Source organism: Photorhabdus sp. RM96S (assembly GCF_042879335.1).
Classification (GTDB): Bacteria; Pseudomonadota; Gammaproteobacteria; order Enterobacterales; family Enterobacteriaceae; genus Photorhabdus; species Photorhabdus kayaii.
The window spans coordinates 1-14511 of the sequence record NZ_JBHFKT010000001.1 but is presented as its reverse complement, the minus strand read 5'-3'; the positions used below and the strand labels follow the sequence as shown (position 1 = coordinate 14511).

Below are 14511 nucleotides of genomic sequence, written 5' to 3'. Positions count from 1 at the left end.
GTGACCGGGGTGAGTGAGTGCAGCCAACAAAGAGGCAACTTGAAAGATATAGAAATTCGTTATCAATGAAATAATAGCCTATTAAATTCCTTTCTCACTCGAACAATTCCGCATGTGTACCGGTTCTGACAAACTCTATTGCATTTTTCTGTTCGTCCAGAAGATAAATTAAAAGAAAATCCCCCCCAATATGACACTCTCTAAATCCAGCCCAATCTCCGACTAACTCATGATCTTTATATTCAGCTCCTAGAGGTGAATCATTAGCAATGAGGAGCATTACAACAGATTTTAATCGGTTCATGTCATAGCGCCCAGAACGGCTCAATCGTTGCCAATCTTTACCGAACTGTTTTGTATAGTCTGAGCGACGCGGAAAGCTAGCGCGCTTACTTGCCGCAGTCTTTTTCAATGTCATGAATTAAATCATCCGCATCGTTAAAACGTGCATTCATTGAGCTTCTCGCCTCATTCATAGCCTCAACAGTAACTCTGTTAGGGATTTTCTTGATCTCGAAAGGTAGCGCCTTTTCTTTGGCCACCATCGTTACAGCAATGCGTAGAAAGTCAGACATTTTAATCCCAATAGCAGCTAAAACATCGGTTGCCTCTTGCTTAATTGCAGAATCTATACGTGTGCGAACATAAGTTTCAGTACCCATTTAATACCTCGTACATGCTGATTTTTGTAGTGCTATCGTAGTCCTAATTTTGATATTAAGCAATCTTAGCCCAGAGAAGAAAATGCTGAAGTATAAAGCAAAAAGCAACGATATTACCTTTCAGTGGCAACCTGTTCAGGGGTTCGGGAATTGTAGTAATTTCATTAGACTTTCCATCTACACCACACCTCAGAAAATAAAAATCTGATAAAACGCTAGTAACCAAACAATCACGAAAGAAAATACACCCGCAATAATATCATCCAACATGATGCCTAAACCGCCATGAACATAGCGATCAAACCAGCGAATGGGCCACGGTTTCCACATATCGAGAATACGAAACACCATAAAACCGGTCAAAATCCACTGCCAATTAACCACAGGGATTGCCATCAATGTGATCCACATACCGATAAATTCATCCCAGACAATACTACCGTGGTCATGAACTTTCATATCATCAGAAGTACGCTGACAAATCATTATGCCGAAAAACATCCCGACAATAATAACCAACCAGCAAATCCATTCCGGAAACTGGACCAGCAATAACCAGAATGGAATAGCCGCCGCCGATCCCATTGTTCCCGGCACAACCGGCGACAGCCCACTACCAAAACCTGTCGCTAATAGATGCCAGGGATTACTCATCCGTAAACGACACTTTGCCTTATCCATGTGCCTCCTCAGTAATAAAGTGATCGAACCCTTTTAGATCTAATTTAATCTCTTTATTATTGCTGTAATAACGAACGCCCTCCGATTCCGCCATAATCTGTCCAACACAGCTAAAACCAGCTCCGGTATGCGCCAACGCAATTTCCAACGCACCACGATTCCTCTCCGGGACGGTAAAACACAATTCATAGTCCTCCCCACCACTCAAAGCCCACATCAAAGCTTGTTGCGGTTCAACGTACTGTTTCATTGCATCAGAGTAAGGAAGCGCATCCAGATTTATTCTGGCTCCACATCGGCTGGCTTTCAGAATGTGACCTAAATCGGAAATCAAACCATCAGACAAATCAATTGCTGATGTTGCCAAGCCACGTAGTGCTTGCCCTTGTAAAATACGAGGTTGCGGCCTGAGATGACGCTGAACCAACCAGTTGCGGGATACCGGATCAGAAATTTGTAGACGGTTTTGTAACAGAGCCAAACCCGCCGCACTATCACCCAACGATCCACTCACATAAATCCAATCACCATTTTTTGCGCTAGTACGCCGTAACGCCCTGCCTGCGGGAACCAAACCATGAATCGTCAACGTCAGACTCATCGGACCGCGGGTAGTGTCACCACCAATAAGCTGCATACCATAATAACGCAACTGCTCAAACAGACTGTCACTGAAACCACCCAGCCAGCGTTCATCCACTTCCGGTAATGTTAACGCCAATGAAAGCCAAGCAGGATCAGCGCCGACTGCGGCCAGATCACTCAGATTCACAGCAAGAGATTTGTAAGCTAAATCTTCAGGGGAAATATCAGGTAAAAAATGTACGCCTGAAACCAAGGTATCCGTACTAACCGCCAATTGTTGTTTATCGGCTAGTGTCATCAGTGCACAATCATCACCAATACCTAGATTTACATCACGCCGGCTAATCTCCCGACGATCAAAATAACGCGCAATGAGGTCAAATTCGCCACATACCATAATAGAATCCCAAAAAGTTACTGATGATCATGAACATAAGGCCGGTATCCCGGCCTTACAAATCATCGTCTACGGTGGGAAAAACCCGACAAGCAGTAGCTTATCTTTTTCTGCGTACTGCCGGGCCAGATTTATCCAGTACCCCGTTTACGAACTTATGGCTATCTTCAGCACCGAAGACTTTTGCCAATTCGATAGCTTCGTTAATAGCCACTTTATAAGGGACATCATCACGATAACTTAGTTCAAACATAGCAACACGCAAAATGGCTTTTTCTACCTGACCTAACTCTTCGAGCTGACGGGAAAGATAAGGGGCCATCAAAGCATCCAGCTTAGCCGCATTTACAGCTACTCCTGACAGCAATTCACGAAAATAGGTTACGTCAACACCAGTGACGTCCTGCTCCGACAGAAACTGTAATTCAACATCAGCAATGCTATTGCCAGATAATTGCCATGAATATATAGCCTGAACAGCGCACTCACGAGCACGACGACGAGCAGCAGGTTTCACAAGATTCCCCTTAATTAAAACTAAAATCAGCCTTTAATGGCATTAATTACATTGATCATTTCCAGTGCGGTTAATGCAGCTTCTGCACCTTTATTACCCGCTTTGGTTCCAGCGCGCTCAATCGCCTGTTCAATGCTTTCTGTGGTCAGAACACCAAACGCTACTGGAATTTCACTAGCCATCGCCACACTAGACAGACCAGAACTGCATTCACCAGCAACGTATTCAAAATGAGCGGTACCACCACGGATAACTGTTCCTAGCGCGACAACAGCGTCATATTTTTGAGTTTCGACCAATGTCTTCACTGCCAATGGCAACTCGTAAGCACCAGGAACCCAGACAACAGTGATATTCTCTGAAGCAACCTGACCGATACGCTCAAGCGCATCCACCGCTCCGCCTAACAGACTGTCATTAATGAAGTTGTTAAAACGTGCAATGGCAATCGCCACACGAGCTTGTGGAGCTGCAACACCACCTTTGATTACGTTCATAGCCTTCCTTCCATCTGTTCATATCCGCAGGGGGGCGGATTCTATCATATTCTTTCGTTAGCTGCGCCTGCCGATTTAGCAACAGAGCATAAATACAGGCAAACTAACCCACACTCACATATTCAGTCAGTATACAGGCCGCAGACGCAGACGAAGATCAGGTCCCACCTGCTGTACATCAAAAATGTCAAATTCCGGCGCCTCTGCCAAATTTTTGAGTTCAGGAATAGTGAACAAACCACAAGCCGTATCACCTAGCACTTTTGGCGCAACATAAAGAACCAATTCATCCACCAACCCTAAAGTTAGCAATGCCCCCGCCAGCAATGCCCCACACTCAGTCCAGACTGTGTTGATTTGGCGCTTACCCAACTGCATCATCAATGACACCAAATCTACCCCAATACCATGAGCAGGTAACAGTATCTGTTCTACATTTTCGGATAAGTCATGTTCATCTGCTTTAGTGCGAGCCAGCCAACAATAACCGGGCTGCTGTATGACCTGATGCTGAGGGCCAACACGATTCTGACTGTCAACAATAACACGTACCGGTTGACAAAGATTTTCCTCGGGATAAACCGCCTGGGTTTCTGCGTCTAATTCACGCCAACGAACTGTCAAGTGAGGATCATCAGCTAAAACAGTGCTACTGGAACTCAGAATCGCGCTACATTGAGCACGGAATTTTTGTACATCATCGCGAGCTTGAGGTGATGTAATCCATTTACTTTCGCCAGAAGCTAATGCCGTTCGGCCATCAAGAGAAGAAGCCATCTTCAACTGAATATATGGAAACCCGGTACGCATCCGCTTCAAAAACCCCCGGTTGAGAGATTCAGCTTCTTCCATCATCAGTCCATGTTCTACTGCAATACCAGCTTGTTGCAGCTTATAAAGCCCCCTTCCTGCTACCTGTGGATTGGGATCCTGCATCGCCGCAACCACACGGCTAACGCCAGCCGCAATCAACGCATCGGCACAAGGCGGTGTTTTACCGTGATGGCTGCACGGTTCAAGCGTGACATAAACAGTTGCGCCTTTAGCTTTATCTCCGGCTATCCGTAAAGCGTGAACCTCAGCATGTGGCTCACCAGAACGTAAATGAAAACCTTCCCCAACAATTTGTCCATCACGCACAATTACACAACCAACGTTAGGATTAGGTGGCGTAGTAAAGCGCCCTTGATGCGCCAATTCCAAAGCGCACGCCATATATTTTTTATCGTTATTCACTGGCTCAACCTTGTAATTTAGCAATCTCTTCGCCAAATTCACGAATATCTTCAAAGCTGCGATAGACAGAAGCAAAACGGATATAGGCGACTTTATCCAACTTCTTCAATTCATCCATGACCAGATTACCAATCATTTTGGATGGAATTTCCCGCTCACCGGTAGCACGTAACTGAGATTTAATATAGCTCATCGCCATTTCTACATCATCAGAACTGACCGGGCGCTTTTCCAGTGCTTTTTGCATACCACGACGCAATTTTTCTTCATCGAACGGCTCTCGGATATCGTCACTTTTTATTACTCTAGGCATAACCAGCTCAGCCATTTCAAAAGTGGTGAATCGTTCATGACACTCAAGACACTGACGCCGCCGGCGCACCTGCGAGCCATCCCCGACCAAACGAGAGTCAATCACTTTAGTATCAACAGCAGCACAAAATGGGCAATGCATATCGTTTCCTGATGGTTAATCCGAACTAAATTTACAGTTTATCCTTAATCTGAATAAAAAACACCCTGTCAGCCGGATACTCACAGGGTGTTTGAACAGCATCAAGGCAGAATAATTAAGGCAATAAAGATGGCTGATCAGCCCCTTCCTTCTCAACCTTTTGCTGGATCATGTGTTCACGCTTCATACCCAGTTTCAACGCTAAAGCGGAAGCAACATAGATAGAAGATACCGTACCGATAGAAACACCAATTAACATCGCTAGTGAGAAACCTTTCAACATTGCACCACCGAAAATATACAACATCAGCACCACCAGTAAAGTTGTTGCAGATGTCATGATTGTACGGCTCAATGTTTGCGTCAGAGAGACGTTCATAATTTCATACGACGTACCACGACGGATCTTACGGAAATTCTCACGGATACGGTCAGAAACCACGATACTGTCATTCAATGAGTAACCGATAACCGACATCAGCGATGCCACAATGGTCAGATCAATCTCGATATGGAACAATGACAGAACCCCTAGCGTGATGATGACATCATGGGCAAGCGCAAGAACCGCACCCAATGCTAAACGCCATTCAAAACGGAATCCAACATAAATCAAGATACAGATAAGCGCCGCCAGCAACGCCATTGCACCATCTTGGGCGAGCTCAGCACCGACACTCGGCCCAACAATTTCAATACGATTGACACTCGCATCTTTATCAATGGTGTCATTAATGACTTTAATAACCTTTTTACCCAGCTCCTCATTAGCCGCACCCGTAACTGGTGGCATACGCACCATTACATCACGGCTACTACCGAAATTTTGCAACAGAGGATCTTCAAAGCCCGCTTTTGCCAGGTTATCACGCATCTTATCCAAATCAGCAGATTGACTGAGCTTGATTTCGATTACCGTACCACCGGTAAAATCGAGTCCCCAGTTAAACCCGCGGGTTGCCATCACAAAAACAGAAGCTACCAACAGTAGCAACGAAATTCCGAAAGCAACGTTGTCCCAGCGCATAAAGTCATAGACTCTGCGACCGTAGTTCAATTGTTCAACAGTATAATCCTGTGCCACAACGTGCTCCTTAAATTGACAGCTTCTTAATACGCTTACCGCCGTATAGCAGGTTGACGATCCCTCTAGTACCTACAATAGCGGTGAACATAGAAGTCGCGACACCAATTGACGTTGTTATCGCAAAGCCTTTAATTGACCCGGTACCAACAGCATAAAGAATGACCGCGGTAATCAACGTGGTCAAATTAGCATCAATAATACTGGAGAAAGCCCCTTTATAACCTTCATGTATCGCTTGTTGTACTGTCCGGCCATTACTCAACTCTTCTTTAATACGTTCGTTGATCAGCACGTTCGCATCAACCGCCACAGCCAGCGTTAGCACAATACCCGCGATCCCCGGCATGGTTAACGTCGCCCCTGGTAACAGAGACATGATACCAACAATCAGCACTAGGTTAGCCAACAACGCACTGCTCGCAATCACACCGAATTTGCGATAGTAAATCACCATAAACAGAATTGATGCAATTAAGCCCCACAGACAAGCTTCTAAACCTTGTTCAATGTTTTGCAGACCAAGGGTTGGCCCAATGGTACGCTCTTCTACAATCTGAATCGGCGCAATCAGAGCACCCGCACGCAACAATAAGGATAACTGACGCGCTTCGGTTGCGTTGGAAAGGCCCGTGATACGGAAATTGTTCCCCAGACGAGTCTGAATATTAGCAATGTTAATCACTTCTTCATGTTTAACTAACACCGCCCGACCATTAGCATCTTTCTTACCGCTGTCTTTATATTCCACAAACAATGTCGCCATTGGCTTACCAACATTGTCCTTGGTGAAATTAGACATCGCGGAGCCACCAGCACTGTCCAGTGAAATACTCACCTCTGGACTACCGTATTCATCGGTACCAGGGGTTGAATCTGTAATATGATCACCGGTCAGAATAACACGTTTATATAACACAACCGGATTACCATCACGGGTGCTCTTCACCTCAGAATCACCTGGCACACGGCCTGATGTAGCTGCGGTAGAGTCAATACCGGTATTGACCAAACGGAATTCCAACGTCGCTGTCGCACCAAGAATCTCTTTTGCACGAGCAGTATCCTGAATACCCGGTAATTCAACCACGATACGGTCAGCGCCCTGACGCTGAACCAATGGTTCAGCCACACCCAGTTGATTAACACGGTTACGTAGAATGGTAATGTTCTGCTGCACCGCATAAGATCGGGCTTCGCGCTGACGTTCATCACTCATCACCGCTTTCAGAGTATTATTGCTTCCAATACTGAAAACTAAATCACGGTGGCGGCCAGTAAGATAGTTTTCCGCCTCAGACCGCGCTTTTTCATCACGGAAGCGGATTTCTACACCATAATTATCAATTTTACGGGCAGTGGAATAAGGAATGCCTTTTTCACGCAAATCAGTGCGCAGGCCATCAATATTCTGCTCTTGCAGTTTGCCTAATGCGGTTTCCATATCCACTTCCATCAGGAAGTGCACCCCACCTCGCAGATCAAGGCCCAGTTTCATTGGTTCGGCACCAACCTTACTTAACCAAGTTGGTGTTGCTGGTGCCAGGTTCAATGCCACCACGTACTGATCGCCTAATGTGGACATCAATACTTCACGGGCACGAAGCTGAATATCGGAATTATTGAAACGAGCAAGAATCGCACCATTTTCCAGCGCAATAGATTTACTCGCGATTTGATTTTTTTCTAAAACATTATGGACTTGGACCAGCGTTTGCTCACTGGCGGCAATGCCTCGCGCACCAGTGATTTGTACAGCCGGATCCTCACCATAAAGGTTGGGAAGTGCATAAAGCAAACCGATGAGGATCGCAGCGATCAGCATCAGATACTTCCACAAAGGATAACGGTTTAGCACGGCAGTTCCCTTCGGGAAAATCAGAAATTACAGAGCCTTCATTGTACCTTTCGGTAAAACGGCAGCGACGAAATCACGTTTAATGGTTACTTCAGTAGTGTCATTCAGTGCTACAACGATATAACCGGTGTCAGAAACTTTAGTGACACGACCAATCAAACCACCATTGGTCATCACCTCATCACCTTTGGAAATAGAATCCATCAGCTTTCTATGTTCTTTGGTACGTTTCTGTTGTGGACGCAGGATCATGAAATAGAAAATCAAGCCGAAAACAACCAGCATGATGATCAAAGAATATGGGCTTCCCTGAGCCGGTGCGCCAGCAGATGCTGCTGCTTCAGAAATAATACTCATTAAACTTCCCTCAATGTTATCAAATTCAATAGTAATCAAAAACCAGCCGCAATATGCTATACACACTGAAACCAGTCAATCACTACTTAAGTCAAATACTTAATGCCGGAACGGGTTTACCAATCCGTTGATAAAAATCTTCAACAAACTGTTCAAGATTACCTTCCTCGATGGCTTGACGGATCTTAGCCATCAGGCGCTGATAATACCGCAAATTATGGATAGTATTCAGCCTTGCACCGAGAATTTCGTTACAACGGTCAAGATGATGCAAATATGCCCGACTATAATTTCGGCAAGTATAGCAGTCACACTGCTCATCCAGTGGCGAAGTATCCTCTTTATGTTTGGCATTACGGATTTTAATCACACCATCGGTCACAAAAAGATGACCATTACGGGCATTACGGGTTGGCATCACACAATCGAACATATCAATGCCGCGACGAACCCCTTCCACCAAATCCTCTGGTTTTCCTACTCCCATCAGATAACGTGGTTTGTCTTGCGGGATTTGCGGACAGACATGTTCAAGAATGCGGTGCATATCCTCTTTAGGCTCCCCTACCGCCAGACCACCTACAGCGTATCCATCAAAACCAATCTCTACCAGACCTTTTACTGAGATATCACGTAAATCTTCATAAATGCTTCCCTGAATAATACCAAACAAAGCGTTTTTATTCTGTAGCTCATCAAAACGCTGACGACTACGCGCCGCCCAACGTAAGGACATCTCCATCGAACGTTTCGCATAATCCCAATCAGCAGGATATGGCGTACATTCATCAAAAATCATGACAATATCAGAACCTAAGTCATACTGGATTTCCATCGATTTTTCTGGGCTGAGGAAAACCGGCGTACCATTAATTGGGTTACGGAAATGTACACCTTCCTCTTTGATTTTACGCATTGCGCCAAGGCTGAATACCTGAAAACCACCTGAATCCGTCAAGATTGGACCATGCCACTGCATAAATCCATGCAAATCACCATGAAGCTTCATGATTTCCTGCCCTGGGCGTAGCCACAGATGGAAAGTATTGCCAAGCAGGATCTGCGCACCGGTTTCTTTCACTTCTTCCGGTGTCATTCCTTTTACTGTGCCATAAGTTCCAACTGGCATAAATGCTGGCGTTTCTACCACGCCACGCTCAAAAATCAGACGACCACGACGGGCTTGACCGTCGGTAGTTTGTAATTCAAATTTCACTTAACCTCCAGGCATCAGATAAACAGTCCGATGCTGTTATTTAAAACCAGACAAAGTTGAAATTTACCGTTGAGCTGAGATATTCACATAACCCTATTTTCAACAAATTCAACAATATATTCCAGTCAATGCCATAATTATTACATTAAGAAATCTTTTCCTTGCAAGCGAAGGGATTACGACGAATAAACATAGCATCACCGTAACTAAAGAAACGATATTTTTCTGCAACCGCTTCTTGATAGGCATTCATCGTATTTTTATAACCCGCAAACGCAGAAACCAGCATAATAAGTGTCGATTCCGGTAAATGGAAATTAGTAATCAACGCGTCCACAACCTGATATTCAAAACCCGGATAGATAAAAATTTGCGTGTCATTAAAAAATGGCGCAATTAACCCATCCTGACAGGCTTTTGCGGCACTTTCCAGCGATCGAACTGACGTTGTGCCAACGGCAACAACTTTATTACCTCGCGCCTTACATGCCAGCACAGCATCAACCACATCCTGTGGCACTTCTGCATACTCAGCATGCATAATATGGTCTTCAATGGTTTCCACCCGCACAGGCTGGAAAGTACCCGCACCAACATGCAATGTCACAAAAACCATTTCCACGCCTTTTTTACACAGCGCTTCCAATAATGGCTCATCAAAATGAAGACCGGCCGTTGGTGCAGCTACCGCCCCGGGCCGTTCGCTGTATACAGTTTGGTACAACTCACGGTCTGCCTCTTCATCAGGACGATTAATATAAGGCGGCAAAGGCATATGACCTATGTCATCCAAAATGGACAACACATCACGTTCATCATCAAAACGTATTTCGAACAGGGTATCATGGCGGGCCAACATGATTGCTTTAAGACTTTCATTATCACCCAATAACAATTCAGTCCCCACTTTTGGCGCTTTGGAAGCACGCACATGTGCAAGTACCCGCTTATCATCCAGCACCCTTTCAACTAACACTTCCAACTTACCGCCCGTGGCTTTTCGGCCGAAAATACGCGCAGGTATGACACGGGTATTATTGAAAACCAGCAAATCTCCGGCATTCAGCTTATCGAGAACATCCGTAAAAATACCATGCGTTAATTTTCCCGTTTCACCATCAAGCGAGAGCAAACGGCAGCCACTGCGTTGCGGTTGAGGGTAATGAGCAATCATTTCGTCAGGAAGTTCAAAAGTAAAATCGGAGACACGCATTATATTTAATCATTCAGAAAAACAGGCGGACTAGTCTAGTGCCGCGGCTCTAAGGGTGCAACAAATAAGCACATAACTTCGCGGATTTATACCCGTCATCTTTCAAGTTGCCTCTTTGTTGGCTGCACTCACTCACCCCAGTCACATAGTTATCTATGCTCCCGGGGATTCGCTCCTTTGCCGCCGCGATGCATCTTGAAATCAATAGGGTATATATTATAATCACCAAATGAATTTTCTCGCTCACCTTCATTTAGCTACTCTGGCTGACAGCTCCCTACTAGGAAATCTGATGGCAGATTTTGTGCGCGGTAATCCAGAAGGACAATACAGCGCTGATGTAGTTGCAGGTATTCGTATGCATCGGCGTGTTGACGTATTAACAGATACCCATCCACGGGTTATTCAAGCCCGTCATTTATTCAGTAATTCATATCGACGGGTTGCGCCGATTACTTTGGATATTATCTGGGATCACTTCCTCTCCTTGAATTGGGATAAACTGGTTCCCACCTACTCATTACCGACATTTATTCACCATGCTCGCAATCAGATTGAACCTCATCTTTATTACACTCCCGAAAAATTTCAGGAACTGAATGAGTTTTTATGGCCGCAAAACTGGCTGATCCGTTATGCAGATCTTGCATTTATCGCAGATGTATTAAAAGGCATGGCCCGAAGACATCCCAGATTATCGGCTTTATCTGGATCATTTCAGGATATAGAGCAACATTACGCTGATTTCGAAGCACTATTCTGGCAATTTTATCCCTATATGATGGAAAAGGCAGAAAATAAGGATTTTTACTGTTCGCCTCAATAAACGTTATTATTACAACTATGCTTGTGAATAAATCGTAAATGCGGATAGAAAGAAATCATTCAGGCAATACGGCACTTTCGCATGTTTAACGATTTTTTCATCCTTAATATCCGGTGGTGCTGCCAGAAGTTCTTTTTCCCAGCGGGCCAGCCATTTGGCTGGCATAAGATGAATAGTAGGAAATTATTTTTTGACGCTAGCTTTCATTCGGAAAGATCTTCATCAGGGGGACCTAAGCGATCCAGTTCTGCCAGAATCAACGGAATTTGTGTCTCTAAATCAGCGGGTCTTTTATCTTTACTCCACCAAATAAGCGGCTCACGGCGTTTATAGTCCACTTTACTGACTGCTTCTTTGCCGTTTAATAAGAATTTCACCATAAAGGCGACTGCCAGAGCTTTATCATTGCCACTACTTAAGAAAGCAAAAGTATAACTGCTGACATTAGGGATAAAGACACGTTCGATAAGGTTATTATTTTCATCCAATCCGTAGACTTTGAGATACAGAATATTGGTTTTTTCCATCATACCTAATTGTGGATAACGGGCGGCATAGGCTTTACCTTTATACCAGGTGTAAAAAATTTGCTGCTCGCGATCGATAATTAATGGCGCTTGGCTCTGCCAGAAAAATATACAATAGACAAAGGGTGGAATAATCAGTAGATAAAGTAGCAGGAAACTTATATCAATTATGAGTAGTTGAGAGCTACTTGGGAAAAAGGTATAACGATAATATAAATATTTCCTTAATGAAATTTCTTTATCGTTACCGATATAACGCACATCTTCCATATCTACAGGTAGATCATTACGCAGATAGAATTCTTCACCATATTTTTTTTTGCGTAACCAACCCATCGATGAATAGCTTCCTCGTTTTTTTTTCTTGACTCTATAAAATCGTTAATGTTTAACACCAAACTACTAATAATACCCAGTGTTACTGGGATTAATGTGATACTCCGGAAACGGCGCTGAGGGTTTCTAACCCAACACTCCTTATCGTTAAGGTAATCCAGTATTTCTACATGCTTAATGGTTTCTTCATCTTTAATATCCGGCGGTACAGACAAGATTTCTTTTTCCCAGCGTACCAGCCGTTTGGCTGGTAGAGGATGAATCGTAGGAAACCATTTTTTGAGTAGATCTTTTAATCGTTGTTTCATATAAATTCTCCGTCAAAGCTGCCTTTAAGCGTATTTTCCTCTGTTGGTTTCTCTCCCCAGAAATAGCGCAGAGGGGCAATAACATTGTCTGACTGTTGGTAATACCAATATAACTTGCTGCGATAAGGATTTGTTTCGCGCCCTTCTGTAGTGACTATTTCTAGTGTGGCTGTATTTCCATTCAAAATCAGTTTTGCCTGTTTTCGTGCAGCCTCAAATGTAGCATCACGAAAAGTGTCCCGCGTATACTGGCGATGGTTAATGGTGATAGTGATAACTTGTGCACCAAGATAGTATATTTCGTTTTCTTTAACGAATAGTCCGTATATTTCTGAAACACCCATTTGGAAAGCAGGTAAGGTAAATCTATAGGTGGTTTTTCTATATTCTCTATGTATCTTTAGTTGTGGCTGAATAAACAGATTTAAAAATTCCTGGTTTTCGATAAGAAAAGCATTCTTAATGGTATCGCTCATTTCTCTAGCATCTTGTAATTGCTTTAAGATAGTTGGTCGTTCATCCACTGGCCAAAAAGCATATTTATTTCCCGCTCCCCAAAAACAGTTATTCAGTACCTTCTCCAAATCTGACCAGGCACTGCTGGCCTGTCCAATACTGCCACCGACAAGCAAACTGATTCCCGCAGCCAGCCATGCTAGCAATCCTGCTGTCATGACAGAGCCAGCGGCGAACCAATAGAAGTCAAATCGGCACTCATACCAATTACCGCGGTACTAAAGCGCATCAGATTCATATAGGTAGGTCCGGGTTGTAACGGGTTGTTGCGGGCATATTCTGTCTGCATAACCACATCGGCCAGGGTGAAGGCATTCAGAAACAGGCTGACACCGGTCAATGAAGAATCAAACAGTAAACCAATAGAGGGTTTACCAGCCCCTTCTAAGGTAAAAAGTTGAACCGGCGAGTCCACACTGGTCTTGACTTCCGGCAGAGTTATTACCGGTTTAGTGCCGAGTGATTCCAGACGTTTACTCCAGTTAATTATCCGTTCCCCGATAGCCTGTTGACGCACCGCCGGGTCAGCCAGAAAGGTCCCCATACCTAACAGAATATTATCGACTCCACTAATAAACGGGCCCTTCAGGAGCGGTGATTTTACTTTGTCGTTATTCAGCACAGCGATAACCCCACTGGTAATGGTGCGCCAGAAGTTGCCATCCCCGTTGCCGTCTGACTCTTTGGCCGCCAGCTTTGCCAAAACCTGCTGGCCGGGCAAGGATGATTGCAGGTTGCCGAGCAGACCGGAGAGGATTTCACTGAAAAACCGGAACTCCAGCGTGTCCTCTTCTTCCAGCGTCTCTTTTTCATCTTGCAGTGAAAAGAAGTAGTGAAAGTAATTTTGCAGCCCGCCGACTTGATAACTGAGGTCCGGGTTATCCGCAAAGGCTTCAAACAGTTTCATAAACATCGCCTGACGCGCTTCAAAATCTTCGGTGACTTTTTTCAGTTTCGGCCAGTCATTTTCCCAGGCGTCAGAATCAATACTGTCATCTATTTTCTTTTTTAGCTCCGGGTTTTTGGTGGCTTTGAGCTTTTCGACATAGAAACCGATGGTCAGTGGGTAAATATTGGAGGCGTTATAGCTCTGTTGCCACAAATTCAGGATAGAGTAGGCTTCCACAATATCCCGCTGACGGCCTACCGGGTCATGCAGAATTACAATCCGCGCCTGTTCATTCAGGTGCAGATAACTGTTGATTTCCCGGATAATTTTATCGGCGTCCATCTCATAGCTG

19 protein-coding genes are annotated in these 14511 nt (G+C 44.5%); 1 reads left to right on the top strand and 18 read right to left on the bottom strand.

What is annotated here, in order from left to right:
• Positions 1-94: 94 nt before the first annotated feature.
• From ACGF49_RS00095 to ACGF49_RS00030, 14 genes are all read right to left on the bottom strand, one after another.
• Entirely contained in the window at positions 95-418 is a 324-nt protein-coding gene (locus ACGF49_RS00095; protein ID WP_113040799.1) for a type II toxin-antitoxin system YafQ family toxin, read from the bottom strand.
• Positions 390-662 carry a type II toxin-antitoxin system RelB/DinJ family antitoxin gene (locus tag ACGF49_RS00090; RefSeq protein WP_228899808.1) on the bottom strand — a complete coding sequence of 91 codons (273 nt, stop codon included), beginning with the start codon at positions 660-662 and terminating at the stop codon, positions 390-392. Before ACGF49_RS00090 ends, ACGF49_RS00095 begins: the two co-directional genes overlap by 29 nt.
• A 189-nt stretch (positions 663-851) precedes the next feature.
• A complete protein-coding gene (pgpA, locus tag ACGF49_RS00085) occupies positions 852-1343 on the bottom strand; it encodes a phosphatidylglycerophosphatase A (protein ID WP_113040797.1) in 492 nt (163 codons plus the stop codon).
• Positions 1336-2325: a thiamine-phosphate kinase gene (gene thiL, locus ACGF49_RS00080; protein WP_113040796.1), complete on the bottom strand. Its 990-nt coding sequence runs from the start codon at positions 2323-2325 to the stop codon at positions 1336-1338. Before thiL ends, pgpA begins: the two co-directional genes overlap by 8 nt.
• A gap of 100 nt (positions 2326-2425) precedes the next feature.
• The gene (gene nusB / locus ACGF49_RS00075; RefSeq protein ID WP_112879366.1) at positions 2426-2842 is read right to left on the bottom strand and encodes a transcription antitermination factor NusB; all 417 of its coding nucleotides are present in this window, start codon (positions 2840-2842) and stop codon (positions 2426-2428) included.
• Between the two features lie 26 nt (positions 2843-2868).
• Positions 2869-3339, bottom strand: a complete 471-nt coding sequence (gene ribE / locus ACGF49_RS00070) for a 6,7-dimethyl-8-ribityllumazine synthase (RefSeq protein WP_113040795.1) — start codon at positions 3337-3339, stop codon at positions 2869-2871.
• 126 nt (positions 3340-3465) lie between these two features.
• The gene (gene ribD / locus ACGF49_RS00065) at positions 3466-4575 is read right to left on the bottom strand and encodes a bifunctional diaminohydroxyphosphoribosylaminopyrimidine deaminase/5-amino-6-(5-phosphoribosylamino)uracil reductase RibD (RefSeq protein ID WP_387488798.1); all 1110 of its coding nucleotides are present in this window, start codon (positions 4573-4575) and stop codon (positions 3466-3468) included.
• Positions 4576-4579: 4 nt separating this feature from the next.
• Entirely contained in the window at positions 4580-5029 is a 450-nt protein-coding gene (nrdR, locus tag ACGF49_RS00060; protein WP_113040794.1) for a transcriptional regulator NrdR, read from the bottom strand.
• Between the two features lie 115 nt (positions 5030-5144).
• On the bottom strand, positions 5145-6113 hold the full coding sequence (gene secF / locus ACGF49_RS00055; RefSeq protein ID WP_112879368.1) for a protein translocase subunit SecF: 969 nt from the start codon (positions 6111-6113) through the stop codon (positions 5145-5147).
• Positions 6114-6123: 10 nt separating this feature from the next.
• Positions 6124-7971: a protein translocase subunit SecD gene (secD, locus tag ACGF49_RS00050; RefSeq protein ID WP_112879369.1), complete on the bottom strand. Its 1848-nt coding sequence runs from the start codon at positions 7969-7971 to the stop codon at positions 6124-6126.
• A 27-nt stretch (positions 7972-7998) separates the two neighbouring features.
• Entirely contained in the window at positions 7999-8328 is a 330-nt protein-coding gene (yajC, locus tag ACGF49_RS00045) for a preprotein translocase subunit YajC (protein ID WP_011148038.1), read from the bottom strand.
• 91 nt (positions 8329-8419) lie between these two features.
• Positions 8420-9544 (bottom strand): tRNA guanosine(34) transglycosylase Tgt, encoded by a 1125-nt coding sequence (gene tgt, locus ACGF49_RS00040; protein ID WP_113040793.1) that lies wholly within the window; start codon positions 9542-9544, stop codon positions 8420-8422.
• Between the two features lie 145 nt (positions 9545-9689).
• Positions 9690-10757 (bottom strand): tRNA preQ1(34) S-adenosylmethionine ribosyltransferase-isomerase QueA, encoded by a 1068-nt coding sequence (gene queA / locus ACGF49_RS00035; RefSeq protein ID WP_113040792.1) that lies wholly within the window; start codon positions 10755-10757, stop codon positions 9690-9692.
• A gap of 49 nt (positions 10758-10806) precedes the next feature.
• Entirely contained in the window at positions 10807-11004 is a 198-nt protein-coding gene (locus ACGF49_RS00030; RefSeq protein ID WP_191214717.1) for a hypothetical protein, read from the bottom strand.
• Here ACGF49_RS00030 and ACGF49_RS00025 point away from each other — a divergent pair.
• A complete protein-coding gene (locus tag ACGF49_RS00025; RefSeq protein ID WP_113040791.1) occupies positions 10987-11583 on the top strand; it encodes an ACP phosphodiesterase in 597 nt (198 codons plus the stop codon). The two genes, ACGF49_RS00030 and ACGF49_RS00025, sit on opposite strands and share 18 nt — an antisense overlap.
• Before the next feature lie 203 nt (positions 11584-11786).
• Here the strand turns inward: ACGF49_RS00025 and ACGF49_RS00020 are convergent, their stop codons facing one another.
• The 4 genes from ACGF49_RS00020 to ACGF49_RS00005 form a co-directional block, all read right to left on the bottom strand.
• The gene (locus ACGF49_RS00020) at positions 11787-12446 is read right to left on the bottom strand and encodes a hypothetical protein (RefSeq protein ID WP_387488792.1); all 660 of its coding nucleotides are present in this window, start codon (positions 12444-12446) and stop codon (positions 11787-11789) included.
• The gene (locus ACGF49_RS00015) at positions 12383-12754 is read right to left on the bottom strand and encodes a hypothetical protein (RefSeq protein WP_228899826.1); all 372 of its coding nucleotides are present in this window, start codon (positions 12752-12754) and stop codon (positions 12383-12385) included. The genes ACGF49_RS00020 and ACGF49_RS00015 overlap by 64 nt, the downstream gene beginning before the upstream one ends.
• Complete coding sequence (locus ACGF49_RS00010) at positions 12751-13428, bottom strand: hypothetical protein (RefSeq protein WP_228899828.1); 678 nt, start codon at positions 13426-13428, stop codon at positions 12751-12753. The genes ACGF49_RS00015 and ACGF49_RS00010 overlap by 4 nt, the downstream gene beginning before the upstream one ends.
• Positions 13425-14511 (bottom strand): hypothetical protein (locus ACGF49_RS00005; protein ID WP_387488789.1); only part of this gene is annotated, 1087 nt, incomplete at its 5' end. The genes ACGF49_RS00005 and ACGF49_RS00010, both read right to left, overlap by 4 nt.